The following is a 25,200-nucleotide window of genomic DNA, read 5'->3' as shown; positions in this document are numbered from 1 at the left end:
AACGTCAACTGTCCCTATTTATTTCACTTCGCTGCCCGGCTTCACCTCTTTCTGGGGCATGATGACTGCCAGGCTGCCGTCGGCGTTCTCGGCCGAGAGGATCATGCCTTCCGAGACGATGCCGCGCAGTTTGCGGGGAGCCAGGTTGGCGATGAAGCAGACTTGTTTGCCTACGAGATCTTCCGGTTGGTAGTATTGGGCGATGCCGGAGATGATTGTGCGTTTCTCCAGGCCGTCGTCGATGCGGAACTGCAACAGTTTGTCGGCTTTCGGCACCTTGATGCATTCCAATACCGTTCCCACACGAATATCCAGTTTGGTGAAGTCGTCGAACTCAATGTTCTGCCGGATCGGGTTGGCTTTGTAGTTCGCCTCTTCGTTGGCTTTCTTGGTATCCAATAGTTTCTGCACCTGAGCCTCCACGACGCTGTCTTCGATCTTTTCGAACAATAGTTCCGCCGTGCCCAACACATGACCGGCATCCAGTAGATCGGTCGCGCCCAAGCGCTCCCAGCCCAGGGGTTCGACATTCAGCATCCGGTTCAGTTTCTCCATACTGAACGGCAGGAAAGGTTCGAAAGCAATCGCCAGGTTCGCCGTGATCTGCAGAGAGATATTCAGGACCGTAGCGACCCGTTCCATATCGGTCTTGGCCAGCTTCCACGGTTCGGTATCCGCCAGGTACTTATTCCCGATACGCGCCAGCGTCATCGCTTCTTTCTGCGCGTCGCGGAAATGGTAGGTATCCAACAGGCGTTCCACATTCGCTTTGACATCGACAAACTCCTTTAAGGTTTCTTTGTCGTAGTCGGTCAGTTCGCTCAACGCAGGCACTTTGCCGTCGAAATACTTCGCGGTCAACACCAATGCCCGGTTCACAAAGTTCCCCAGGATGGCTACCAGTTCGTTGTTATTGCGTGCCTGGAAATCTTTCCAGGTAAAATCGTTATCTTTCGTCTCTGGCGCGTTGGCGGTCAAAGCATAACGCAATACATCCTGTTTGCCGGGGAATTCTTCCAGGTACTCGTGCAACCAAACGGCCCAGTTGCGTGACGTAGAGATCTTATCGCCTTCAAGGTTCAGGAATTCATTGGCCGGCACGTTCTCCGGCAGGTTGAATGTGCCTTCAGCCTTCAGCATAGTGGGGAACACGATGCAATGGAACACGATATTGTCTTTCCCGATGAAATGCACCATTTTCGTCTCCGGATCCTTCCACCACGTCTCCCAGGTATCGGGAAGCAATTCTTTCGTGTTGGAGATATAACCGATCGGCGCGTCGAACCAGACATACAACACCTTGCCTTCCGCTCCTTCCACCGGAACGGGAATGCCCCAATCCAGGTCGCGGCTCACGGCACGCGGCTGCAGGCCCATATCCAACCAGCTTTTGCACTGGCCGTACACGTTCGATTTCCATTCTTTATGGTCTTCCAGAATCCACTGGCGCAGGAAAGGTTCGTAGCGGTCCAACGGCAGATACCAATGTTTGGTCTCTTTCATCACCGGCACACTTCCGCTGATGGCCGATTTGGGGTTGATCAGATCGGTCGCGTTCAACGAAGTACCACAGGCTTCGCACTGGTCGCCATAGGCATTCTCATTCTTGCAATGCGGGCAGGTACCCGTGATATAGCGGTCGGCCAGGAATTGCTTGGCCTCTTCATCGTAATACTGTTCCGACGTTTTCTCCACAAACTCCCCTTTATCATAGAGCTTACGGAAAAAGTCGGAAGCCACCTGCCGGTGCGTCTCCGAGGTTGTCCGCGAATAGATATCGAACGTAATGCCCAGGTCTTCAAAAGATTTCTTGATGATATAATGATAACGGTCGACGATATCCTGAGGCGTCACCCCTTCTTTTTTCGCCCGCAGCGTGATAGGCACTCCATGTTCGTCGGAGCCTCCGATCAACAATACCTCTTCCCCTTTCAGGCGAAGGTAGCGTGCGTAAATATCCGCCGGAATATACACCCCGGCCAGGTGACCGATATGTACCGGCCCGTTAGCATACGGCAAAGCCGTCGTTATCAGCGTTCTTTTGAATTGCTTTTCCATCCTTTATTTTCTTGAGTTTAGCCTACAAAAGTACGAAAAAGCATAGATACTTGCAACCTTTTGATATGCCCTTCTACGCTCGGCTTTTGTGATCTTTGAGGCAAGCTTGCTTCTGCACTCGACTTTCTTTATCTTTGATTCCATAAATGGAATCGAAGATAGGATGCGTCTCAACATAGTCAAGCAAGCTTGCCTCTGTGTTCGACTTTCACTATCTTTGTCGGGCATTTCGGGAAAGGGATGCGGAATATCAAATTAAAAAAGAAAAGAAGATGATTACATCAGACCAACTACAGAATGTGTTGGAGCGCGAGCAAGCGCTGAGGGGGTTCCTTTGACATCGATGGGAAGACCATCCAGTTAGAAGAAGAAGAACTTCGTACCCAAGACCCTACCTTCTGGGAAGATGCCCCACGGGCGGAAGCGCAGATGAAGGTGGTGAAAGAACTCAAGAAGTGGATTGAACTCTACAAAGAGGTCAAAGCGGCTGCCGAAGAGGTGGAGCTGGCCTATGAGTATGTCAAAGAAGGCATTGCCTCGGAAGAAGAGGTGGATGTGGCGTATAAAAACGCCTTGGAATTGATCGAGAACCTCGAATTCCGAAATATGCTGCGGCAGGAAGCCGACCAGATGAGTTGTATCCTGAAGATCAACTCCGGTGCCGGTGGAACGGAGAGCCAGGACTGGGCGTCGATGCTCATGCGTATGTATATGCGCTGGGCGGAATCGAACAATTATAAGGTAACGATCAACACCCTGCAGGAAGGCGATGAAGCAGGCATCAAGAGTGTGACCATGCAGATCGAAGGCGACTATGCCTACGGCTACCTCAAGGGGGAGAATGGCGTGCATCGCCTGGTGCGTGTCTCGCCTTACAATGCGCAAGGTAAACGTATGACTTCTTTTGCCTCTGTCTTTGCCACGCCGTTGGTAGACGATACGATCGAGATCGATATCAATCCGTCGGATTACACCTGGGATACCTTCCGCTCGGGAGGCGCCGGTGGGCAGAACGTGAACAAGGTAGAGACGGGGGTACGCCTGCGGTATAACTACAAAGACCCGGATACGGGCGAGACCCGTGAGATCCTGATCGAGAATACGGAGAGCCGTTCCCAATTGGGTAACCGCGAGAACGCGATGCGCCTGTTGCGTTCCATGCTCTACGATATGGAATTACAGCGTCGTCTGGCAGAACAGCAGAAGGTGGAAGCTGGCAAGAAGAAGATCGAATGGGGATCGCAGATCCGCTCGTATGTCTTCGACGACCGCCGGGTGAAAGACCACCGCACCAACTTCCAGACCTCGGATGTGAACGGGGTGATGGACGGAAAGATCGATGGCTTTATCAAAGCTTACCTGATGGAATTTGCCGGCACGGATACGGCGGAGAAATAATCTATTACACAATGAATGACCTTGAATATCTGTTAGTAGAGAGCACACAGTCGATCGCCCGCAGCAGCCTGCCGGTCGAGGCAAAACAGTCGCTTTATAAGCGGTTATACCTCTTTCACGTGGAGTATGAAGGAGAGATCGACCAGAGCTTCTGGTTCGATCCCGGACAGCAACCCCTTTTCGCCATCGAAGCGGTGGATCCTTCGGAGGATTATCCGCTCCTGGCAACGATACGGGAAGTATTGGAAGTGCTTGAAAAAGAGGAGAACTACCCCTTGTCCACCTTATGGTATCAAGCCATTCTGAAATACATCTTCTGCAACGCGGAAGAGGAAGACCGCGCGGATATCGATGCCTTGACGCCGTTTCTGTTTCGTGAAGAGATCTATGAGCAGCTGCAGGCCGACCGTTTCTTTATGGAAGGGCTGACGGCGGTGCAGCAGGAATGGGACGACCTGCCTCCTTTCTCCAAAGAGTGGCTGGCCGTTTTCCAGCGATGGGATATGGCCAGTTACCTCGATTCGGACGCGCTCATCAAACGGCTGATCCGTTTCTTCAGCGCGCGAAGATACCTGGACACCCAGGAGCTGGCCAAGCGCGCGCAGGTCTATTATCCCGGCCATGCCCTGATCCTTCTTTATGAATGTATCGCTGCCGTGATGCACTTGCAGGGACGCGGCGTTCGTGATCCGGAGACCTACGCCCCTTGGATTGAAAAGCTCACTGTCATTCAAAACCTGGATACCGGAAAGGAAGAGAATACCTATATGATCCAGACCCACGCCCGCTATTACCTGGCTATCGCCCGCATGATGACCGACGAGATCGAACAATCCGAAACCATCCTCCACGAACTGATCGACCGCTTCCAAATGCCCGGAGCGGAAGAACTGCTGGCGTTTGTTCTTTCTGCAAAAGCTACCACATAAAAGTTTTTACCCCGGTCTTCACCTTTCACCCGGTCGCCAGATCCCTGTATTGATCAGCCTTTCGGGTGAAAGGTCGAGGAATACCTTAAATGAACAACAAACCTTCCCGAAAAAGGCCGGCGGCCTTTTCTAAAACTCCGGCAGCCCTTTAAAAAAGGCCGGCAGCCTTTTGGAAAACCCTGCCGGCCTTTTTCGAGGACTCCCTCCTTTTGATACACCTGTCTTGGGGAGTTAGTCGGATTTTCGGGATGATCCCAGTTTATCTTCCCCAAGCTTTCACCCGAAACGCCGATCAATACAGGGATCTGGCGACCGGGTGAAAGGTGGAAGGGGGCTGTAAAACTTTTATGTGTAGCCTTCCCAAAATAAACATTGCACTTTGGTCGGCCAAAGCGCAATGTTTTTTCAACCAAAGTGCGATGTTTTTTCGCCCAAAGTGCGATGTTTTGGAAAGGGGGGCTGGCGGGTTTCAAATATTGTGAAATTGGAAGATTTTCCGGGGTAGCAAGTGGACTATCTTGGCTGGGGTTGACTCAAAAGTATCAGATATACGAACTAAGTGTCCCCGCCTGGTCAGGCGGGGGGGACCGCTGCTTGCAGCGGTGGGGTGGTTGTCTTTTCTGTCAAGAATCTGTACTTCAGTACGGTATGTATGTAAACAACCACTCCACCATCGCAAGCGATGGTCCCCCTCGCCTGACCAGGCGAGGACACAGAGATAGTATATCTTATACTTTTGGGTCAGCCCCGGGACCATCGCTTGCGATGGTGGGGCAGATCAAACTGCTCCACCACCGGCTACGCCGGCGGTCCCCCTCTTCTTATCCAAGAAGAGGAGCCAGGAATGTCCATTTGATATTATCCTGCACCTTCACATTCCCTTCCATGCGAATGGACTTCGCGGATTTCTAAGCCATTGAAAATGAATTGTTAATATCCTCTTCAGAAACTACCGGTAGTTTGCGCGCAAACTACCGGTAGTTTGGTGACAAAATATTAGTAGTTCGCGCGCAAAGTACCGGTAGTTTGAAAAATGGAGTTTTGGCGGGGTTTCAAATCGTTTGAGAAGTGAAGATTTACTTTCCGGGAAGAGGTTCCAGGATGCACATCGCCTCCATCAACATACAGCCCGACAGGTGCGGGGTGAGCGGCACATTCGCGCTGGAAGCAGGGGCCTGCCACCAGTGGCCGTCGAACAGCATGATATTCGGGTTTACCGCGTTCTCCGCCATCACGGTCGCGCAATGGGTGATGTATTTATGGAACTTCGTGCGGGTAGCCAGATCCAGATCGGGCTCGTTGATCAGGCGCACAAAGTAACGGAAGAAAATGCCGTGGAACAGGCCGCCGTCGCCACTGGTCGCGTCGGAAAGCACGCCTTTGTTTTTCGACATCTGATCGATCACGTAATTGCCGGCGTTAGCGGCTTCGGCGAGATATTGTTTATTCCCTGTAATCTTATAGAGTTCATGGGCTGCACCGATGAAAGTGCCCTGGTTGTAGGTGTAGATTGCCGAGCTGATCTCGCCCCGCCGGTTCATATTGTCGCCTACCCCGCCGGTTGCCGGGTTGTACAGGTGATCGCGCAGCCAGCCGTAGATCTTTATCGCCTCGTCTAAATAAGCCTGTTTGGGTTTCTTGCCCGGCGCGATAATCTCGTCGTACAGCTGATAGATACGGGCGGCGATAAGAGCGGCCGGACCGTTCGAGCAGGCGTTTTTCGATTTGCTGACATCCGTTTTCCAGGTGATCCCGCCTTTCCAGGGCTCTTCATTCTCCGGTCCCCAGGTCGGCCAGATCCAGTCGTTATACATCTGCTTGGCCTTCAGGAAATACTCTTCCCGCTGGGTGGTCTCGTACATCCGCAACTGCGCCAATACCATCCACTCCATATCATCGACGAACTCGTTCCACCACGGATCGATCTCTTTGCCGGAGAAGTTATACGCCGGAGCTCCTCGCCACCACAGCGGGTAAAGGTTCAGATATTGCTTCTCGCCCGTCCGTTTGTAGGCATCCACAATCACATCCATCGCGTGCGCCTGTGGCCAATAGTGGTTAGTCGTCATATTCGACAGATCACTGCCGTAATTGAAATAATAACGGTCGGGATACCCCTCGAAGTTCGCGCCCCAGAAATGCCTGATCAGCGCCTGAGTCATTCCGTTAGCCATTTTCTCCCAGTCGGGAGCCGTTTTATCGGCCGCCCCCGCAGAAAGGGAAAAGCCAATAACAAGCATACATAATAAGATCTTTTTCATGTAGTAGTTTATTAATTGTTTATAGATATAATCGCTTGTAGGCGATGTTTTTCATCCTATTAAGATTTGCAAAGATAGTGAAAGCCGAAGACAGAGGCAAGTGAAAGCCAAAGACAGAGGCAAGCTTACCGGGATTAGGCTTCTCAGAAAAGATTTTGTTTGTTGTTTCGTACGGAAAATATCCGTATATTTGTGTCGTAAAAGAGATAAACTATGGCAACAGCAACAGAACAGGCCCGATTTGATATCCGACTTTCCAAAGAACAGAAATTGTTTTTTGAGAGAGCCGCCGTGTTGGGCGATTACCGCAACTTAACGGACTTCATCGTGCAATCGGTACAGGAAAAAGCCAAAGAAATCGTCCGGGAACGTGAGCAGGTCCTTGCCTCGGAGCGCGACTGCAAACTGTTTTTCGATGCGATCACCCATCCTCAGGCTCCAAATGAAGCGTTACGTGAGGCAGCAGCTAAGTATAAATCACAATTCTCCCAATGAACCAACCGATTGAACTTCTTTCGAAGAAACACAAAAAGAAGGAGTTCGCCTGCGGAAAAGAGATATTGGATCATTATCTCCGTCATCAGGCAGGGCAGGATATGAAAAGGAAATTATCCGCTTGTTTTGTCTGGGAAGATAGGGAAACGGGGCTGATCCGGGGCTATTATACCTTGTCGAACAATCATATTCCATTGAATACGCTTCCGCTGAAGTGGAAGAAAAAATTGCCTTTGTCTTATACATCCATTCCGGTAACCCTGTTGGGACGTCTGGCTGTGGATACACGTTTCCGGGGGCAGGGAACCGGTTCAATCTTGTTGGTTGATGCCCTGAAGAGAAGTTATGAAGTGTCTGAAGTGATTGGTTCTTTTGGTGTGGTGGTCGATCCTTTAGATGAAGAGGCGGAACGCTTCTATACCTTGTTTGGCTTTCTCAAACTCCCCGATAGCGGAAAGATGTTTATGGCAATGCAAACGATCAAAATATTGATCACAGCGTTGGAGTAAGAAAAAAAAGAAGGGCACTTTCGGTTAGGAAACTGCCCTTCTTTTGTCTTGTATCTATCGCTTCGGAATATCAACCGACTTCTCCGCTTCGCCCAGCAGGTGTTGGGAGAAGTAATCGACCATGCGCCAGTAGAAGTACTCATCCATATCGCCGAATCCGTGACGTTGTGTCGGCAGCATCAGCATATCGAAGCGTTTGTTGGCGCGGATCAATGCTTCCACAACACGGGAAGTATTGCCCGGATGTACATTGTTGTCGATCTCACCGTGTACCAACAGGAGATGCCCTTTCAGCTGCTTGGCCAATTCCGGATTGCTCTTGATACTGTACACAAAGGTGGTATCGCCTTTCTCATTGACTTCCTCTTTCACGCCGTGATGGGTCTCACTCCACCAGCGGTTGTAAATCCGGTTGTCGTGGTTTCCGGCACAAGAGACGGCTACCTTGAAGAAGTCGGGCAACTGCATCAATGCCGCGGTCGACATAAAACCACCACCCGAATGGCCGTGGATCCCTACACGGTTGATATCAATAAATTTATGTTTGTCGGCCAACTGAATGATCGCTGCTTTCTGGTCTTCCAACCCGTAATCGCGCAGGTTGCCGTAGCCGTAGTTGTGATACCATTTCGACCGGCTGGGATGTCCGCCCCGGTTACCTACCGTGATCACGATAAAGCCGGCCTGTGCCAGGCGGTCGGTGCGCACGCTCATGCGGGTAAACGGATAATTGGTTCCTTCCACCTGTGGACCGGGATAGACATAGTCGATGATCGGATAGACCTTTGTCGAGTCAAAATTGAAAGGTTTATACATCACCCCGTACAGGTCCGTAATACCGTCTTTCGCTTTCACCTTGAAAGGTTCGGGGAACTGATAACCGGCGGCAAAGAGTTGAGAGAAATCGCTTTGTTCCAGATCCATCACCTTGCGTCCGGTAGCGTCGAGCAGGTCGGTCGCCGGGATTGTATTGACGCGTGAGTAGTTGTGCACGATAAACTGTGCGTTGTCGTCGATACGCGCCGTATGGAAGTAATCGCCGGGTGTGACCATCTGCAAGCCGCTGCCGTCGAGGTTGACCCGGTAAAGATGTTCGTAATAGGGATTCTCACCGCTCTCTTTCCCGTTGCCGGTGAAATAAACGATGCGGCGGGCTTCGTCGACCTTCACGATCTCGTCCACATGCCATGCGCCGGAGGTCAGGCGTTTCTTCAGGTTGCCCTTGTCGTCGTAGAGATAGAGGTGCGCCCAGCCGTCGCGTTCGCTCCAATGGATCAGTTCTTTGCCTCCGGCAAGAGCGGCCAATGGGCGTACTTCGATATAGGTGTTCATGCGTTCCTCGATCACCGGGCGGATCGTATCTTCACCCAGGGTGTACGAACAGATATCGACCCGATGCAGGTCACGACTCAAACGAGTCAGGAAGAAGCGATTGTTATCGCCCAACCAGCAGGAGGGCTGGTCTTTCATATCGCGCTGTTTCTGCAAGCGGGGCTGGCGTGCCAGCTGAATGGTCTGATCCTTAAAGGCGGCGGTGTTGATCTCTTTGTATGTATCGTTATTTAGATCGAAGAGGTAGAGGTGCTGGATAGGCGACTCTTTCTCACCCGGCATCTGATATTTATACGATTCGAGGGTAGGGCGGGGGTTGGCTGTCACATCGATCACCCAAAGCTCTTTGACGGCACGGCTGTCGGTCAGCGTGGTTGCGAAATGACGGCTGTCGGGCGACCAGACAATGCCTCCGGCGTACCGGCGTTTGCCGTTGCAGAGCGTATCCGTATTCAATAGGGTGCGGGGCTGTCCGAAACCAAAGTCTTTCACGCCCATGGTGGTCAGCTGAATCTCGGTGACGGTACTGTCTTTATCGTCTTTTTTCAGTTTCTCATAGTCTTCCCGTGACATCCGGTACAGGTTGAGATCCTTGGCATAGACCACAGTCTTTCCGTCGGGAGAGACCGAAGCCCAGTCGGGGTGTTCCGGATCTTTCTTTTTGTCTTTCAGGTGTGTCAGCTTCTGTGTCGGATAGTCGTACGAGAAGAAGAAGATTTCTTTTTCTCTCTTTTTACTTTTGTCGGTGGTATCTTTCGGCGCATCCTTTGAAGAGGTGATCTGGAAAGTGAATGAACGACCGTCTTCCTGTGCCTCCAGCTTCCGGATAGGCAGTTGTTGGGCGGTATACGGATCTTTCACGATCTCGGTCAGCTCGGCGGCCAGTTTGTCCAGGTCGAAGAGCGGACGTTTCGTCCGGGCGGTAGGATCAACCACATACCAGACATTCCCTTCGCTGGTTTTGTATTCATACCAGAAGTGGTTCCCTTTCTGGAACCAATGCGGATCAACGGATGTAGAGAACAGCATCGTGGATAGTTTACCATCGGCAAACCGTTCGGCTTGTGTATAGCCCGGCAAGCGCTCCGCCGAAGATTGAGCCTGTATACTCAAACTACAGGTAAAAAGGAAAAGGACAAAAAGAATCTTTTTCATGTGCTTTTTAATTTAGATTGTGTCGTTTCACTCATTTAGTAACTGCATACAAAGATAAGGACTTTTTTCTGTTTGCGGCTTACATCACTGTCTTTCGTGTCACCTTATTCAGACTCAACAGCCAGGTGACGCAAAGGGAGATGCTGAAAGCGAATGTGGCAATCAAGAGGATCTTCACGGCCGGAGGAACGGGCAGGTTCGGATAGATCAGGTCGTAGCCCCATTGCACGAGGATAAAGTGAGAAAGGAAGATGCCGTAGGTCAGTCCCGCTACCTTCCGGAGCAAAGGGGTGGATTGGATCTTCAGCTTTTGCACGATGATAAAGATTCCAAAAGTCATCATAAAGACATTGATGCCCGCGAAGTACCAGATAATCTCCAGATTGGCAAAGCTACCCGGATAATAGTGTTGCGTCAATAGATAGCCTCCGGCGGTAATACCGTAACCGGCAAGAAACAGCGGGATGGCAACGCTCAGGGTCTTACGCCAGCTCCAGTTCAACGGATGGTGTACCAGATAATACGCCAATACCAGATAACCCAGGAAGCCGGAGAAGTAATACACCATACCATACGGGTTCCAGTCGCAGATGCCCCAGATCCCCATATTGCCGTAGTTGCCGGTATAGCCCAGGTAAGGTGCTGCCATCTGCACATAAGGCAGGATCATCGAAACACCCCAGATATACAGGAACCACCGGATATCCCTCCGTTCGGCTTGCACCAGCCAGGCACTGATGATCGGCATAAACAGATAGAGCCCGATCAGCATATACACATACCAGAGTACGGTTGTATCATAGTTGAAATTGAAAACGAAGGTGTACATCTTCTCGAAAGTCCGCGCCAGCGTATAATCTTCCGGCAGGATATTCGGACTGATAATCTCTATGCCGGAATAATTCACATACAGATAATAAAGTACCGGTAGCATCAGCGACCAGAACAGGAAAGGAATAAATAATCGCTTGGTCCGCTTGGAGTAGAACGACGGCATATCCATCTTCACCGGTAGTAATAAAACGCCCGACATCATCACAAACAGCGGCACGCAGCACCGCACCATACTGCCGATCAGCGCTCCGTTGAAGAACTCCGGATAATTATTGTCGAACTTCCCGACAAACGGGTCACAGGAATGGGACACGATCACGAGGAAACAGGCTAACACACGTAAGAAGTCAATCCACCCGATCTGTTCACGGGGGGCAACAGTTGTAGTTTTCATGGAATAGTCGTTAATAATTCAGCGAACGAAAATACGGAAATTTTAAAACCAAGGTGTGTTTGGTAGTTAATTTTAGTAGATTTTAATAGCATTATGTAAAGATTTATGTTGGGTAACACTTTTTGGCAATAATCCTTCCAATGCTTAACATATATTACACAGAAAAGTCTTGACAGGAGCCTTCTGAGGCCGTATCTTTGCATTGTGGTTTTTTCATAATAGTATTAGATTTAAGGTTAACAAAGTTGGTTAGGGGTTGTCGTGAGACAGCCTTTAATTTTTTATAGGGGGCTATATCTGTACTTCAATATTAAGTTTACCTCCAAGTCCGTGCTCAACGATATCGAACAGTGTTTTGAGAGTGATATTTTCACCGTCGTTTTCTACTTTTGAGATGAAAGTCCGTTTTTTATCGATGCGGTTTGCCAGTTCCGCTTGTGTTATTCCCATTTTTTCTCTTGCACTCCGTATTTTAAAGCCGATACGCAAAGCCTCAAGCTCTCTTTCAAGCCTGTCACGCTCAGGTGTTCCATATTCCCCGTAGTACTTGTCCTTTATTTGATCTAATGTTTTTGTATTCATGTCATATTTCCTTTCTTTTTTCTTCGTAATATTCAACCATTAATCTTTCTGCCTTCCTTATTTCCATTGGAGGTGTTTTTTGTGTTTTTTTCTGGAAACCTGTCAGCAGGACAACCAGTTTGTTGCCGTCAAAGAAGCAGAACACACGAAAAATATTATTCCCAAACTGTATGCGAATCTCAAACAGTCCGCTTGTCCCCTCGATATATTTAAAGTAAGTTTGAGGTATGCGGTCAACATGTTCAATAATGTCTAATATTTTGATGATTTTATCTCGGATTTTTTGCGGCTGCTTCTGAAAAAACTCATCAAAGTAATCTTTGTACGTTATGACTTCTCTAACTTTCACACCACAAAGGTAATTTATAAATTACATAACTCCAAGTGAATGAAGATTTATTTACAGGATTGGGATGGAAAACAAAAGAGACCTCGCAAAGCAAGGTCTCTTCTCTATATAACCAAGTATATAAGTTCTTATACTTTATAATACTGTTCCCAGCCCTGACGGGGGACGGCGCCGTAGAGCAGTTGGTTAGCCACCGGGTTGTTGGTGATCATTTTCTTTTCGCGGTCGAACAAGAGTTTCTGGCCGGTCCACTGGCTCAAGACACCCAGGCAGAACACCTGGCTTAACGGGCCGGCGATGGAGAACGGCGAGCGGGGTTTTTCTTTACCCATACAGCTCAATAGGAAGTTCTCGAAGTGGTTCGACGGGCTTTTGGGCACTTCGGGCAGTTTGCCGGCCATATCTTTCGCTACCTCATTGGGGATGATCGAAAGGGTGCTACCGTGTGAGCCGCCTTTGAACGTGAACGTATCGGTATAGATTTCTTTCCCCGGATTCAGTTTCGCGGGCTGGATCTTTCCTCCGGCAACGGTCGGGATGTTCGGATCGATCTCGGAAACGCCATAACCATCGGGCACGGCCGGGATATTGTCTAACCCATCGTACCAGGTGATATCCACTGCCGGCATATTTCCGCGTTCGGGGAACTTAAATTCAAGGGTCGACGACATCGGATAGAAGAACGGATTATGATCTTTCAGATAGATCGGCTTGATCTCCGTCGGTAATCCCAGATCCAGGAATTCATGGATCGTATCCAGGATATGCGCGCCCCAGTCGCCCAGAACACCCATCCCGAAGTCGTACCAGCATCTCCACTGTCCGTTATGATAGGCGTGTGCGTTGAAATCATGGTGTTGCGTTACACCCAACCAGGTATCCCAGTCCATCGTGGAAGGGATCGCTTCCCCTTTGGGATAGCTGACGATGCGCGGATCGAAGCTATGCCAGCGGCGCGGGTTATTCATATGACCGGTCACCGCCCGAACGTCTTTGATAATTCCGGCTTCTTTCCAGGCTTTGAACTGGAAGTAGTTGCCTTCGGAATGGCCCTGGTTACCCATCTGAGTGACCACACCGTATTTCTTTTCGCCTTTCATCATCAGTTCCACCTCGTTGAACGTGCGAGCCATCGGTTTCTCCACATACACATGCTTGCCATGCGCCATCGCCTCCATCGTGATCGGGAAGTGGGCATGGTCGGGCACACCTACCGTCACCGCATCGATCTGTCCGGCCATCTTGTCGAACATCTTCCGGAAATCCTGGAAACGGGGCACATTCGGATACATGGAAATCAACTCCTGCGTATGAGGTGCTCCCATATCCACATCGCACAGGGCGACGATGTTACACATACCGGTTTTAATAAAGTCTTTCGCGATCTCACCGCCCCGGTTTCCGATACCGATCAAGGCAAGATTCACTTTATCATTCGCACTGACACGAGGGGCTCCGGGAATAATACCGGCTTTGGCCGGTGTCCAGAACGTGGGGACTGCGGTGGCTGCTGAAAGCGCAAGTGCTTGTTTGAGGAACAAGCGGCGGGAATTTTCGTTTGAATTCATGGTAAATATCTATTTAGTTATTTGATGTTTGCGCAAACACGAACATGATTTAAACGACAAATATAAGTGGTTCTCTCGAATTAAACTTCAAAACACCGGTGTTTTGTTTGTAAAACATTAATGTTTTGTCGACAAAAGTGCGGTGTTTTGTCGACAAAAGCGCAATGTTTTATTTTCAAACTACGTGAGCGCCTTAGTGGTTTGAATATTTTTTCGTTACTTTGCACCTTTCTAAGAAGTTGTGAGTTAGAAGTTAGAAGTTTAAAGCATAAGAAATATGGCACAAGAAGATGTTTTCAAGAAGTTGGTTTCGCACTGTAAGGAGTATGGTTTTGTCTTTCCCTCATCGGAGATCTATGACGGGCTGGGCGCAGTATACGATTACGGGCAGAATGGGGTTGAATTGAAAAATAACATCAAGAAATACTGGTGGGACAGCATGACGCTCTTGCATGAGAATGTCGTCGGGATCGATTCGGCGATCTTTATGCATCCGACCATCTGGAAAGCATCCGGCCATGTGGACGCATTCAATGATCCGTTGATCGACAATAAAGACTCCAAGAAACGCTATCGCGCCGATGTCTTGATCGAAGACCACCTGGCGAAGATCGAAGAGAAGATGGATAAAGAAGTGGCCAAAGCGGCCAAACGTTTTGGTGAAGCCTTCGACGAAGCCCAGTTCCGCGCTACGAATGCACGCGTATTGGAATACCAGGCAAAATGGGATGAGATCCACAATCGTTTTGCCACGGCGTTGAACGATTCGAACCTGGAAGACCTTCGTCAGATCATTCTGGATTGTGAAATCGTTTGCCCGATATCCGGCTCGCGCAACTGGACCGAAGTGCGTCAGTTCAATCTCATGTTCTCGACCGATATGGGCTCGACTGCCGATGGGGCGACCAAGATCTATCTCCGTCCGGAAACAGCACAGGGTATATTTGTGAACTTCCTGAACGTACAGAAGACCGGCCGCATGAAAATACCTTTCGGTATCGCGCAGATCGGTAAGGCGTTCCGCAATGAGATCGTTGCCCGTCAGTTCATTTTCCGCATGCGCGAATTCGAACAGATGGAGATGCAGTTCTTCGTTCGTCCGGGAGAAGAGATGGAATGGTTCAACCGCTGGCGCGAATTCCGCCTGAAATGGCACAAAGCCATGGGCTTGGGCGATAAAAAATACCGCTACCATGATCATGAAAAACTGGCGCATTATGCGAACGCGGCGACCGATATCGAATTCGAAATGCCTTTCGGATTCAAAGAAGTGGAAGGTATCCATAGCCGGACCGACTTCGACCTGAGCCAGCATGAGAAGTTCTCGGGTAAGAAACTGCAATACTTCGATCCGGAATTGAATAAGAGCTATACACCCTATGTGGTGGAGACTTCTATCGGGGTCGACCGCTGCTTCCTGAGTGTGTTGGCCGGCGCTTATTGCGAAGAGACATTGGAAAACGGAGAATCACGTGTCGTATTGAAATTACCTCCTGCGTTGGCACCTGTTAAACTGGCGGTGATGCCGCTGGTCAAGAAAGACGGACTGCCTGAAAAAGCAGAAGAGATTATCAATATGTTGCGCTTCGACTTCCGTTGCCAGTATGATGAAAAGGATTCGATCGGTAAACGCTACCGCCGCCAGGATGCGATCGGTACGCCTTATTGTATCACGGTAGACCACCAGACGTTGGAAGACAACTGCGTCACGATCCGTTTCCGCGACACGATGGAACAGGAACGCGTAGCGATCGATCAATTGGAGGCTATTATTACCGAAAAGGTAAGTATGAAAACAATGTTGAAAGAAATAATTTAAAAACGAGTAATGATGAAAAAGTTTTGGTATCTGGCTATGATCATGTTGTGTGCAATGGTTGCCACATCTTGCGGAGATGATGATGATGAAGAGGTTGACGTGGAATGGGCCAAGTTGAACCAGGAAGCTTTCTTTACGATCTCTGCCAATAAGGAATATAAGGCATTAAAGTCCCAGAGCAATGCCGGTTCCATCTATTATAAAGTATTGAAAGAAGGAACGGGAACCGAACGGATCTACTACAACAGCACGGTAAAATGTTATTATACGGGCTCTTACGTGGTCACATATAAATCGGACAAGATCAACGTGAAAGCCGGCGATGTATTCGACTCGGCTGAACCTCCCTATCAGAATGCAGTCGACTTCCCTGTAAAGAGTGTGGTCGACGGCTTTTCCACCGCCCTTCAGAACATGCATGTCGGCGACCGCTGGGAAATCTGGATGAACTCCAACATGGGCTACGGCAGCAGCAGTAGCAGCTCCGGCATCCCCGCATACACCACCCTAAAATTCGAAGTCGAGGTGGTAGAGATTGTGGAACCTTGAGGATGAAGTAAATTGATGAAATATTAAAACAGCAAAAAGGAATAGTCTTTTCGAAGGACTATTCCTTTTTATTATTTAAAATTGATCCATCTATTGTTCAAAGAGATTAGATACAATGGAAGTCATTATCGTATTAAATGCAGGGTTTGTATAACGAAAGATCTGAAGGGAAGGAGCAAGGGTTTGTTCTTTTTTGACAAAGAGTGGAACAGCAACTTCTTTACCCATAAAATCATCTGTTTGCATTTTTTCCTGACATACAGATATAGGCTCGAATGTATATACTTCCACTTCCTTACCTCTCGGTCCAAGCTGTTCTGCTAAGTTATTTTGATACGCTATATATCCGTCGTCGGCATGGTATATTTTTCTTCCGGCGGCATGAAGAAAAGGAGCTGTACACCACATATTCCTTGGGGTAGAAGAGATCTGTGGAATATTGTTTTTCAGAAAACCAATCGGCTCCTCTGTTGATTCGTTCAATGCATAATCGAAAAAATTCTTTAGATCAAGAGGAGCATGTTCTAAAAGTTTGGTCTGATCCGGAATAATAAAATAGGTATTGAAAGCTTTCTTTTCTATAACCTCTTGTGGTGTTGAAAGTCTATATTCTGAAAAACAGGGACACCAATATATAGGTAATCCGCTTTCGATCAGGCAGACATAAGCATAAGGATCTAATTTGACATTCCATTCGGTTTGCAAACCATCAGGTCCGTTACCGGCATTGACATATATGGATGAAACTTTTTCTCGGAATAATTCGGGAGCTCGATTAAATGCAGCAGCAAAATCTCTGCAACTTCCAACTAAGAACATCATAACTTTCTGTTCCGATTCTTTTAGTGTCCTGAGAATAAGATCTACTCCTTTTTGATATTCTTCAGGTTGATCTTGTGCTTTATCCGAAGTCGAGTTTAACGGCTCTCGCAGCCCTAATGCTTGTGGCGGAATGGCTCTTCCGCTAATCACAGCCATTTGTTCCAAAGCAGCAATCCCAACTTCTTCCGGACCACGCCAAAACGTTGCCTGATCAAAAACAACCGCTTTCACCTCTAATTCCGGCAGGCAGGCCAGCAACGCAAGATCATAATGATCATCCGGATCTTGTGGCGGGTGATACAGGTCAGTAGAATAAATAATGGGAATTCTCCTTTCCTGTCCGAAAATAGGGAAGAAACTTGTAATTAGAAATATCAATAATATATATATTCTTACTATTACCATTCGTTTTTTACTCTTGTTTTACCAATCACAACTGATATGAAATAAATTATCAAACTGTTTCTATATATAGCATATCATAACAACGATATACTATATATAGAATCAGAAGACATCTAAAGTGTAGATAAAGTTCTAAAAGAGGTTCTTATGCAACATATCAATAACCTGGATTCTGTTCCAGGTTAGGATTGATATCCCTCTCTCTTTGTGGTATGGGGAATAGTTTTTGATTTTCCTTTACATTCTTTCCCGCTGCTTGCAATGTGTTGAAAAATTGTCCGGTACGAATGAGATCAAACCATCTATGCCCTTCAAAACATAGTTCATGGTTTCTCTCATCAGAAACATTTTTCCTGAACTCGTTTTGATTCATTTCAGCAATTGTCAGCGAGGAGAGTCCTGCTCTATTTCGGATCGCATTTAAACAATCAAAAGCTTTTTGTTCGCCATAACTCACCTCGTTAGAAGCTTCTGCATAGAGCAGAAGTACATCTGCATAACGAATAATCGGGAAATTTATTCCACTTTGGCCATTGTTACATATATCAAAATATTTGAAGCAGAAAGGTTTGTCAAATACGACTATATCCGTGCTGTTATATCTTGGATACTCTGTTTTGAAAAGACCTAATCGTAAATCTTCTGGATCAAATGAATCGAGAAATAACTGGGATGGCGCAATTTCCCCATAACTTTCTCCACCTTGTATATTGCTCGAGCGTGGAGCAAATCTTCTGGGATTATAATTGTTATAGTCAGTACCATTGAATTGGGCAGAGAAAATGAATTCTTCGTGATTTTCATTTTCTTCTTTCCACATTTCAATGCAGTCAGGGAAAAGATGACGTGATGGATCCGATATGACTTCTCCCAGGATAGTTTTCGCCAAGCTCCATTTATCACTTTGCTTTAATGGTTCACCAGCCATTGTAGCGTAGGTTTTCCCTAATAATGCTTTGGCCGCCACTTTCCCGGCACGTCCTGTTTGGCGAGGGGTGTCGGGCAAATTATTCACGGCAAACTGGAGGTCATTGACGATTTGTTGATAAACGAGTTCTTGTGATTCCCTATAAACCTCTAACTCCTGAAGTTTTTCTGTAGGAGTTGTCAACAAAGGGATATCTCCAAACCAACGTACCAGATTAAAATAATACAGAGCGCGTAAGAAATAGGCTTCACCCAATAAAGAGTTTTTATCTGCTTCTGTGATTTCGGGAGTATCAGGAATTCTTTTGATAGCTAAATTCGCTTTATTGATTCCGTCATAGTGTTCTTTCCACATCGTTTCAAAAATACCATTAGCAGAGTCGAAGGTCATTTGTTCTAAAACCAGGTAAGTCGGTTGCCCCGGATAAGCCAGAATTGCCTGATCCGTAGGAAATTCTCCTATGGGGAAGAAATTGCCATATCCTCCACCCCAGGTGAGTATGGCATAAATTGCATTCACACCGGCTTCTGCCTGTCCTTTTGTTTTATAAAAGTCACTTGGACTAATAAATGTTTTCGGATGTTCTTCCAAAAAATCATGGCAGGATATCAGTTGAAAACTCAAAAGAACCCCCATACAATACATAACTATCTTTTTCATAACGATTGTTTTTGAATATTAAAATGACAAACTAAGACCACCCGTGATAGTACGGGCTTGCGGATAGTAATTATAATCATATCCCATCAGCAGATTATTGCTTCCAAAGGTGTTCGCTTCAGGATCGAGACCGGAATAATTTGTGAACGTATATACATTCTCTGCGCTCAAGAATAATCTAAGCCTTTGGATTCCTATAGAATTCAACATGTTATTGTCGAAGTTATATCCCAGTGATATATTTTTTATTCTTAAAAAAGAACCGTCTTCTATATACAAACTTGACGATCGGGGAGTGATGTCACTTCCCAGGCGTACGTATTTATTTGACGGATTGGATTCAGACCATGCATTCAGGAATGCTTCTTTTATTTGATTAGTAGAACCATTGGGATGATTAACATCGATGTATGACTCATTCATAATATCGTTCCCATAAGAACCATCAATAGCAAGACTCATGTCCCAGTTTTTGTATCTGAATGATGTATTAAAGCCAAAGGTAAAATCGGGATGTGGATTACCTACGATTTCCCGGTCAAGGGAATTGATCATTCCGTCGTTGTTTTTGTCCCATATCTTCTGGTCGCCAGGAATAGCGCCATATTTTTTAGCTTCTTCCGCTTCGTTTTTTTGCCAGATTCCTATATTCTTATAGGTATAGAATAATCCCATCGGTTCTCCTACTCTTGTAATACTATAACTACCAAACCAAGACATTAATCCGTTACTTATTATCTCTGTATCATCACCCAAATCCAGGACTTCATTCCTGTTGATCGAGATATTAAATGAAGTACGCCAATCTATGTCTTTGGTTTTAATATTATGTGTATTGATGCTAAATTCAAAACCTTTATTTTCTACTGATCCTATATTTTGAAGGCTCGTTGCAAATCCGGAAGTATAGGGTAGTTGAACGTTTAGCAACATATCGGTTGTCTTTTTGTAATAGTAGTCCATCACGATCGAGACCCTTTGATCAAACATATCCATATCAATACCTACGTCATATTGACTGGTACGTTCCCATTTCAGATCCGGATTACCAACCCAGGTTGGAGCAATCCCTATATGTTTGTTCCCATCAAAAAGATAACCGTATCCTCCCATTTGTGCCAAAGAATTGTAATTCCCTATTTCTTGATTTCCGGTAACACCGGCTGATAATCTTAATTTAAGATTGTTCACCTGTTGGATAGATTTCATAAAATCTTCTTCCGAAATTCTCCATCCAAAAGCACCGGAAGGGAAAAATCCGTATTTACTATCTTCTCCAAACCTGGAAGAACCATCTTCTCTGGAACTAAATGTGAATAAATAACGATCTTTATATCCATAATTGACCCTGAACAGATAAGAGTTTAAAGACCAATCGTAATAGCCTGAAGAAGATGGCCTTTGATCGCTCCCTAACCCCAGATTATGGTATAAGTAATGATCGTCTATAAAGTTTCGTGCAGTAGCTGTTACATTTTCATAATTGGTCTTTTGAAATGTGACCCCAATTAATGCATCTAAAGAATGATTTTCCCCCAATCGTTTTTTGTAATATAACGTATTTTCATTTTGCCAGGAGAAAAAACGAGAGGCTGAAACTTGAGCCGTTCCTCCGATATTAGCTCCCCCTTCTTTCGGTGTACCGTTGGGTTCGTACCAATTGTATTTACCATTAGATATATCAACCCCACCATTTATTTTTAACTTCATCCCTTCGATTACATCAAACTCAAAATAGGCATTACCGATCACATGTGAGCGCTTTGTGAATTTTGTAATCCCATCTGCCAGGGCGACAGGATTACCTTTATTGTAAAAACCACCACCATATTGAGCCACTAAATCTGTATTGGAAAGCCATTTTCCATTTTCATCTTTTACCTTCAAAATGGGGGAAATCGTAACCGAAGCCGTTGTTGCTGCGGTATTGTCATGATCTGTTTTTGTTTCTGATCCGGTTAAATTGACACCGAACTTTAACCATTTCTTTAATTGGCTGTCAAGATTTATTCTTAAGCTTCCGCGTGACAAGCCGGAACCGATAATCACCCCATCTTGCGAAAAGTAGTTTCCTGAAATGTAATACTGAATAGCCTGATTACCTCCTGTTAATGATAATTGATAATTCTGGATGGCAGCCGTTCTGAATATCTCATCTTGCCAATCTGTTCCTTTTCCAAATGCAGACGGATTATCAAATATAGGCTTTCGCCCTCCTGCGACTTCTACGGCATTGGCATATTCTGCAAATTCAGTAGCATTTAGTAAATCTAATTTCTTTTGTACGACTTGGGCTCCCCCATAGGCGTCAAAATGGATTTGTAATTTAGAGTCTTTATTTCGCTTTGTCGTAATGAGAATGACTCCATTTGCTCCACGCGCTCCATAAATGGCTGTCGAAGAAGCATCCTTTAGAATTTCTATAGACTCAATATCAGATGGATTAATTGTTGTCAAATCTCCGAATCCGGCAAATCCATCTATGACGTAAAGTGGGTCTGCACCGGAGTTAACCGCACTGGCTCCTCTGATACGAATAGATGTAGTCCCGTCAGGTTTGGCACCGGAAGGGCTTGTGATTCTAACACCGGGAACAACTCCTTGTAACATTTGAAGGAATGATTGGTTGGGACGAGACTGAAGCTCAGCAACCGGGACACTGGCAATTGCCCCGGTAATGTCTCTCTTTTTCATGGTTCCGTAACCAATTGCAATAACTTCGTCCATTAATATACCTTCTTCTTCCATCACAATTTGAATATATCCCTTGCCTCTCACCTGATGTTCTGTTGATTTCATTCCGATAAAAGAAAAGAGGAGAATTTCTCCCTGGGACACTTCTATTTGAAACTCCCCATTGATATCTGCCGATGTCCCATTAGTCGTGTTTTTCACTACAATATTAACACCAGGCAACTCATTTCCAGAGGAATCAACCACTTTCCCTTTCAATAAGAATGTGGGATTTTGTGCCAATACACCCAAGCTGTTAAACAGCAACGATAAGATCAAAAAAGGCAAAAGGAATACTTTTTCCTGTTGCAAGCAACATGAATTAATTAGTTTCATAATATGTAATTTAAAGTTTTATGTATTTTCTATGCCCCTGCGTATATTAGAAAGCCAAGGCCAATGATAAATAAGATAAACATAGCTCCATTCAAATAATTAGATTCTTTTGGAGCGCCTTTGAATTCTTTCCAGATCAGGATACCCCACAAGGCGGAGACTAAGGTGGCGCCTTGTCCCAATCCATACGAGATAGCTGCTCCTGCTTTTTCGGAGGCGATCATACTGAAGGATTGTCCCAGACACCAGATCATACCGCCAAGGATCCCAACCAGGTGGGTTAGCGGTTTCCCTTTGAAATAACCGGAGATAGAAACCGGTTCGCCTTCAACCGGCCGCTTCATTGCGATCGTATTGAAAATGAAGTTACTGGCAAAAACACCCACGGCAAAGATAAAGACGGCAGTATAAGGGGTTAACTTACCGGCAGCCGGTGCAGCGAAATTACTCAGGTCCATCGATGCCGCTACAAAACGATAGAAGAAGGCCATAATAAGACCGGCGGCAATGGCGATCCCGATCCCTTTGGCGGAGACCTGCTTGGTACCGACCAAAGCCTTTTTATAGGCTAACCCGTTCAGAATAATAGCGATCGTAATAAGAAGTACACCGGCAAAAATGAATAAAGGTTCCCCTTTGGCTGCACCGAAATAATTGACCAATACACCTAAGACCAGTGCCAAACCCACCCCAACCGGAAAGGCTACGGATAACCCACAGATGGAAACGGCTGCCGACAACAGGATATTAGACGCATTAAAAATAATACCTCCTAAAAAGGCACTTCCCAGGTTTACCGGATCCGCCTGCGCCAGGTCGGCCAGGAAACTCCGGCCTTCCGCACCGATACTCCCCAACGTAAGTGCGGAAAGGAGAGAGAATAATAAAACGCCGATCACATAATCCCAATAAAAGAATTCATACCGCCATGTCTTCGACGCTAATTTCTGCGTGTTTCCCCATGATCCCCAACAGAGCATGGTGACAAAACAAAAAAGAATGGCCAACGGATAACTTTGAACGATAAACATAAGTGTTATTTATTAATCGGTTGATGCATCATATACATTTCTATAATAGCTGCGATTTCCATCGGTGGATGTTTGCGAATTAACCGGATATGTTTGCCTTGTGGATCCGCCATCCAGGTATTTCCTCCGTTATTATCGACAGAGATCGTCCCTCTCTCAGAAAGAAAATACGGTTCTATGCCTTTGATTGCCACCAAAACGGCTGTCTGATCCCAGCTCATCCGTCCATTCGGATCACCTTCGGCAAAAGCCAAGGCATAGGCTTCTTTGACGGGACTGTCTGTTAGCGGTAGCTTCACTAATTCTTTCCCGGTAAGAATAGGATCGCCGATTTCCCATCCGCTGAAAACAATCTCGGTAGGCCATTCCTTCGTCACAGCCAGGGAAGCCGGGGTATCACAAAACACGTTATACTCACGGCCTTCCGGAAAACCTCCGGCCATAGAGACCAGACGAACGACCTTTTGAGCCACTAATTCTTTTCCGGACAGAGGGCTGTATGTATCCGCACCCGATTCGAGCAGCCCTTTTAAATTGGTAAAGAAGCCTATCGTACAAATCGTCACACTTCGGTCCGGTTGCTCACTTAATATTTTGCGGTACACCTGAACAGCATCCGGAGCATTCGTTGTTTTCTTTGTCCGGTGCGGATAATGAGCCGGCAGTGCATCCGTCCATTTCGTCTGGTGCCACGTCGTAAAGGAAGGAGCATCCAACCCTTTTGGAGCCCCTATCGGGATATCAGGACGCTTGAAATAGAAGTTCAATACCTCGATACAAGGTATCACGCGTTCATCTTTATTGCAGGAAATAGTAGCCAGAATATTCACCTGACCGCTATCTGCCAGGGCATGCATTACTGCCATAGCCCCCACATCATCATAATCGGGTCCCAAGTCTGTATCCAGAATAAGGTTTACCTTATTCGTCTCTACACTTTTCCCAAGGGAATTACATCCGATCAGTACAGTACAACAGAGTACAAGAAACCAACATGCTTTTTTCATAATCCCATTCTTATTTAAATATATGATAATAATCCAATCTCATTTCTATAGGGGGCAGACTCCTGTGCGCCGTTCCGGGTAACGGAAATGGAGGCCGCTTTACAAGCAAAGAGAACAGCATCTGTCAGGGATTGGCCTTCTAATAAAGCCGCACATAGAGCGCCGTTAAAGACATCTCCCGCTGCGGTCGTATCAATCGCCTTTACCTTAAACGCTTTTACCTCTGTAAACTGGCCGTCTCCATATACCAAAGCGCCCTTAGAACCTAACGTAATGACTACATTATCTACTCCCATGCGCCCAATCTCTTCGGCCGCTTTCTTGGCTGAATCCATGTCTTTTATCGGAATACCTGATAGCATTTCCGCTTCTGTCTCATTAGGCGTAATCAGGAAAAGATGACTCAATAGTTCTTCAGAGAGAAGTTGTGCCGGAGCCGGATTCAAAATCACCTTTTTGGATTTGGAAGAAGCTACTTTGGCCACATATTCAACCGTTTCCATCGGAACTTCCAATTGCATTAAAACAATATCCGAATGGTTAATGAGCTCTTCCGCTTTTTCCAGGTCTTTCGGTAATAGATTGGCATTCGCTCCGGAAGCTACGACAATACAGTTTTCTCCATTAGCATCTACTGTAATTAAAGCGACTCCGGAGGGATTGCGTATATCTGAAAATACATACGAAGTGTCTATTCCCTCTTCTTCCAGCAACTGATGAGACTGATGCCCGAAAATGTCATTGCCTGTTTTACATATAAAAGATACGGAAACCCCTAAACGGGCAGCGGCAACAGCCTGATTAGCCCCTTTCCCTCCCGGATTCATAAAGAAGGTGCCGCCTAATACGGTTTCTCCGGGGCGGGGCAGATGATCTGTTTTGATAACCATATCCGTATTACTGCTGCCAACCACAGCCAGCCTTTTGAGAGAATAACTTTCCTTTTCTATTTTCATTTTATTAGATTTATTGTTAATCGGATTTTTCGTTGTAGCAAATGTATTCATGTGTTTTTCTACTACCAATCCATTTTTTCAGATGAAAAC

19 protein-coding genes are annotated in these 25,200 nt (G+C 46.5%); 6 read left to right on the top strand and 13 right to left on the bottom strand.

Features of this window, described 5'->3' with window-relative positions; genetic code table 11:
* Positions 1–18: 18 nt before the first annotated feature.
* The gene (gene metG / locus M2133_RS11385; protein ID WP_277466258.1) at positions 19–2,058 is read right to left on the bottom strand and encodes a methionine--tRNA ligase; all 2,040 of its coding nucleotides are present in this window, start codon (positions 2,056–2,058) and stop codon (positions 19–21) included.
* Positions 2,059–2,330: 272 nt separating this feature from the next.
* Here metG and prfB point away from each other — a divergent pair.
* Together prfB and M2133_RS11375 are read left to right on the top strand one after the other, a co-directional pair.
* Positions 2,331–3,456, top strand: a protein-coding gene (prfB, locus tag M2133_RS11380; protein WP_277466257.1) for a peptide chain release factor 2 whose coding sequence is annotated in 2 segments (ribosomal slippage) — positions 2,331–2,393 and positions 2,395–3,456 — 1,125 coding nt in all. Because the reading frame shifts where the segments join, the coding sequence is not laid out codon by codon here.
* Between the two features lie 11 nt (positions 3,457–3,467).
* Positions 3,468–4,385 carry a hypothetical protein gene (locus M2133_RS11375; RefSeq protein WP_277466256.1) on the top strand — a complete coding sequence of 306 codons (918 nt, stop codon included), beginning with the start codon at positions 3,468–3,470 and terminating at the stop codon, positions 4,383–4,385.
* A 1,076-nt stretch (positions 4,386–5,461) separates the two neighbouring features.
* Here M2133_RS11375 and M2133_RS11370 read toward each other — a convergent pair.
* Positions 5,462–6,646, bottom strand: a complete 1,185-nt coding sequence (locus M2133_RS11370; RefSeq protein WP_277466255.1) for a glycoside hydrolase family 76 protein — start codon at positions 6,644–6,646, stop codon at positions 5,462–5,464.
* Positions 6,647–6,859: 213 nt separating this feature from the next.
* On the opposite strand from M2133_RS11370, the gene M2133_RS11365 reads away from it, so the two are divergent.
* A complete protein-coding gene (locus M2133_RS11365) occupies positions 6,860–7,141 on the top strand; it encodes a DUF1778 domain-containing protein (protein WP_277466254.1) in 282 nt (93 codons plus the stop codon).
* Complete coding sequence (locus M2133_RS11360; protein WP_277466253.1) at positions 7,138–7,650, top strand: GNAT family N-acetyltransferase; 513 nt, start codon at positions 7,138–7,140, stop codon at positions 7,648–7,650. The genes M2133_RS11365 and M2133_RS11360 overlap by 4 nt, the downstream gene beginning before the upstream one ends.
* A gap of 54 nt (positions 7,651–7,704) precedes the next feature.
* Here M2133_RS11360 and M2133_RS11355 read toward each other — a convergent pair whose 3' ends face one another.
* The 5 genes from M2133_RS11355 to M2133_RS11335 form a co-directional block, all read right to left on the bottom strand.
* Complete coding sequence (locus M2133_RS11355; protein WP_277466252.1) at positions 7,705–10,137, bottom strand: DPP IV N-terminal domain-containing protein; 2,433 nt, start codon at positions 10,135–10,137, stop codon at positions 7,705–7,707.
* Between the two features lie 79 nt (positions 10,138–10,216).
* Positions 10,217–11,365, bottom strand: a complete 1,149-nt coding sequence (locus tag M2133_RS11350; protein WP_277466251.1) for an acyltransferase family protein — start codon at positions 11,363–11,365, stop codon at positions 10,217–10,219.
* Positions 11,366–11,656: 291 nt separating this feature from the next.
* Positions 11,657–11,947: a helix-turn-helix transcriptional regulator gene (locus M2133_RS11345; protein ID WP_277466250.1), complete on the bottom strand. Its 291-nt coding sequence runs from the start codon at positions 11,945–11,947 to the stop codon at positions 11,657–11,659.
* A gap of 1 nt (position 11,948) precedes the next feature.
* Positions 11,949–12,296 carry a type II toxin-antitoxin system RelE/ParE family toxin gene (locus M2133_RS11340; RefSeq protein WP_277466249.1) on the bottom strand — a complete coding sequence of 116 codons (348 nt, stop codon included), beginning with the start codon at positions 12,294–12,296 and terminating at the stop codon, positions 11,949–11,951.
* Between the two features lie 128 nt (positions 12,297–12,424).
* Entirely contained in the window at positions 12,425–13,864 is a 1,440-nt protein-coding gene (locus M2133_RS11335) for a Gfo/Idh/MocA family oxidoreductase (protein ID WP_277466248.1), read from the bottom strand.
* A 277-nt stretch (positions 13,865–14,141) separates the two neighbouring features.
* On the opposite strand from M2133_RS11335, the gene M2133_RS11330 reads away from it, so the two are divergent.
* Together M2133_RS11330 and M2133_RS11325 are read left to right on the top strand one after the other, a co-directional pair.
* Positions 14,142–15,683: a glycine--tRNA ligase gene (locus tag M2133_RS11330; RefSeq protein ID WP_277466247.1), complete on the top strand. Its 1,542-nt coding sequence runs from the start codon at positions 14,142–14,144 to the stop codon at positions 15,681–15,683.
* A 9-nt stretch (positions 15,684–15,692) separates the two neighbouring features.
* A complete protein-coding gene (locus tag M2133_RS11325; RefSeq protein WP_277466246.1) occupies positions 15,693–16,232 on the top strand; it encodes an FKBP-type peptidyl-prolyl cis-trans isomerase in 540 nt (179 codons plus the stop codon).
* Positions 16,233–16,322: 90 nt separating this feature from the next.
* On the opposite strand, the gene M2133_RS11320 is transcribed toward M2133_RS11325, so the two are convergent.
* The 6 genes from M2133_RS11320 to rbsK all read right to left on the bottom strand — a co-directional run bounded on the left by M2133_RS11320 (position 16,323) and on the right by rbsK (position 25,110).
* Positions 16,323–17,459 (bottom strand): nucleoside hydrolase, encoded by a 1,137-nt coding sequence (locus tag M2133_RS11320; protein WP_277466244.1) that lies wholly within the window; start codon positions 17,457–17,459, stop codon positions 16,323–16,325.
* A 157-nt stretch (positions 17,460–17,616) separates the two neighbouring features.
* Positions 17,617–19,047, bottom strand: coding sequence for a RagB/SusD family nutrient uptake outer membrane protein (locus M2133_RS11315; protein ID WP_277466243.1), 1,431 nt, complete (start codon positions 19,045–19,047; stop codon positions 17,617–17,619).
* Between the two features lie 18 nt (positions 19,048–19,065).
* On the bottom strand, positions 19,066–22,116 hold the full coding sequence (locus tag M2133_RS11310; protein WP_277466242.1) for a TonB-dependent receptor: 3,051 nt from the start codon (positions 22,114–22,116) through the stop codon (positions 19,066–19,068).
* A gap of 29 nt (positions 22,117–22,145) precedes the next feature.
* Positions 22,146–23,147, bottom strand: coding sequence for a GRP family sugar transporter (locus tag M2133_RS11305; protein ID WP_277466241.1), 1,002 nt, complete (start codon positions 23,145–23,147; stop codon positions 22,146–22,148).
* A gap of 5 nt (positions 23,148–23,152) precedes the next feature.
* Positions 23,153–24,154, bottom strand: coding sequence for a nucleoside hydrolase (locus M2133_RS11300; RefSeq protein ID WP_277466239.1), 1,002 nt, complete (start codon positions 24,152–24,154; stop codon positions 23,153–23,155).
* A gap of 14 nt (positions 24,155–24,168) precedes the next feature.
* Positions 24,169–25,110, bottom strand: coding sequence for a ribokinase (gene rbsK, locus M2133_RS11295; protein ID WP_277466302.1), 942 nt, complete (start codon positions 25,108–25,110; stop codon positions 24,169–24,171).
* Between the last annotated feature and the right edge of the window lie 90 nt (positions 25,111–25,200).

Source organism: Parabacteroides sp. PF5-6 (genome assembly GCF_029504695.1).
Lineage (GTDB): Bacteria > Bacteroidota > Bacteroidia > Bacteroidales > Tannerellaceae > QVMG01.
This window is presented reverse-complemented; position numbering and strand designations above follow the sequence as displayed.

Coding starts and splice junctions, on each gene's coding strand:
- metG (WP_277466258.1), bottom strand. CDS start 2,058: ATGGAAAAGCAATTCAAAAGAACGCTGATAACGACGGCTTTGCCGTAT.
- M2133_RS11375 (WP_277466256.1), top strand. CDS start 3,468: ATGAATGACCTTGAATATCTGTTAGTAGAGAGCACACAGTCGATCGCC.
- M2133_RS11370 (WP_277466255.1), bottom strand. CDS start 6,646: ATGAAAAAGATCTTATTATGTATGCTTGTTATTGGCTTTTCCCTTTCT.
- M2133_RS11365 (WP_277466254.1), top strand. CDS start 6,860: ATGGCAACAGCAACAGAACAGGCCCGATTTGATATCCGACTTTCCAAA.
- M2133_RS11360 (WP_277466253.1), top strand. CDS start 7,138: ATGAACCAACCGATTGAACTTCTTTCGAAGAAACACAAAAAGAAGGAG.
- M2133_RS11355 (WP_277466252.1), bottom strand. CDS start 10,137: ATGAAAAAGATTCTTTTTGTCCTTTTCCTTTTTACCTGTAGTTTGAGT.
- M2133_RS11350 (WP_277466251.1), bottom strand. CDS start 11,365: ATGAAAACTACAACTGTTGCCCCCCGTGAACAGATCGGGTGGATTGAC.
- M2133_RS11345 (WP_277466250.1), bottom strand. CDS start 11,947: ATGAATACAAAAACATTAGATCAAATAAAGGACAAGTACTACGGGGAA.
- M2133_RS11335 (WP_277466248.1), bottom strand. CDS start 13,864: ATGAATTCAAACGAAAATTCCCGCCGCTTGTTCCTCAAACAAGCACTT.
- M2133_RS11330 (WP_277466247.1), top strand. CDS start 14,142: ATGGCACAAGAAGATGTTTTCAAGAAGTTGGTTTCGCACTGTAAGGAG.
- M2133_RS11325 (WP_277466246.1), top strand. CDS start 15,693: ATGATGAAAAAGTTTTGGTATCTGGCTATGATCATGTTGTGTGCAATG.
- M2133_RS11320 (WP_277466244.1), bottom strand. CDS start 17,459: ATGGTAATAGTAAGAATATATATATTATTGATATTTCTAATTACAAGT.
- M2133_RS11315 (WP_277466243.1), bottom strand. CDS start 19,047: ATGAAAAAGATAGTTATGTATTGTATGGGGGTTCTTTTGAGTTTTCAA.
- M2133_RS11310 (WP_277466242.1), bottom strand. CDS start 22,116: ATGAAACTAATTAATTCATGTTGCTTGCAACAGGAAAAAGTATTCCTT.
- M2133_RS11305 (WP_277466241.1), bottom strand. CDS start 23,147: ATGTTTATCGTTCAAAGTTATCCGTTGGCCATTCTTTTTTGTTTTGTC.
- M2133_RS11300 (WP_277466239.1), bottom strand. CDS start 24,154: ATGAAAAAAGCATGTTGGTTTCTTGTACTCTGTTGTACTGTACTGATC.
- rbsK (WP_277466302.1), bottom strand. CDS start 25,110: ATGAAAATAGAAAAGGAAAGTTATTCTCTCAAAAGGCTGGCTGTGGTT.